The 524-nt window shown below is 62.8% G+C and carries 1 pseudogene; it reads left to right on the top strand.

Annotated features, from left to right (window positions below):
* Window positions 1-524 (top strand): annotated as a pseudogene (locus MUW49_RS18430) (IS3 family transposase); the annotation flags it as partial.

Genomic DNA, 524 nt, shown 5'->3' with positions numbered 1-524 from the left:
CGTCGACGAGGACAACTGACCTCGTTGCCAGAGCGGCAGCAATACGTTGCATGGTGGCGCGAAGCGCTTGAAGCTGGCGCCCGCAAGCATCCTGCGGCCGAGGTGTTGGGGCTGAGTCTGCGCACGCTCCAGCGCTGGTTGGCCGGGCCTGAGCTGAGTGCCGATAGGCGACCGGATGCGGTTCGTTCCATACCTGCTCATGCATTGAGCCCAGAGGAGCGGCAGGCCGTGCTGGACGTCTGCAATAGCCAGGAGTTCGCCTCGTTGCCGCCGAGTCAAATTGTGCCACGGCTGGCCGACCAGGGGCGCTACTTGGCCAGTGAGTCGAGCTTCTATCGCATCTTGCGGGCGGCTGACCAGCAGCACAGGCGTGGCCGTAGCCAGCCACCGCGTCATGTGCCGGTACCAACCAGCCATACCGCGACTGGGCCCAATCAAGTGTGGTCCTGGGATATCACCTACTTGCCGTCACTCGTGCGCGGCCAGTATTACTACCTCTATCTGATAGAGGACATCTACAGCCG

Source organism: Aeromonas sp. LsrichE-8G (assembly GCF_022869435.1).
GTDB classification, from domain to species: Bacteria; Pseudomonadota; Gammaproteobacteria; order Enterobacterales; family Aeromonadaceae; genus Aeromonas; species Aeromonas caviae.
This window is presented reverse-complemented; position numbering and strand designations above follow the sequence as displayed.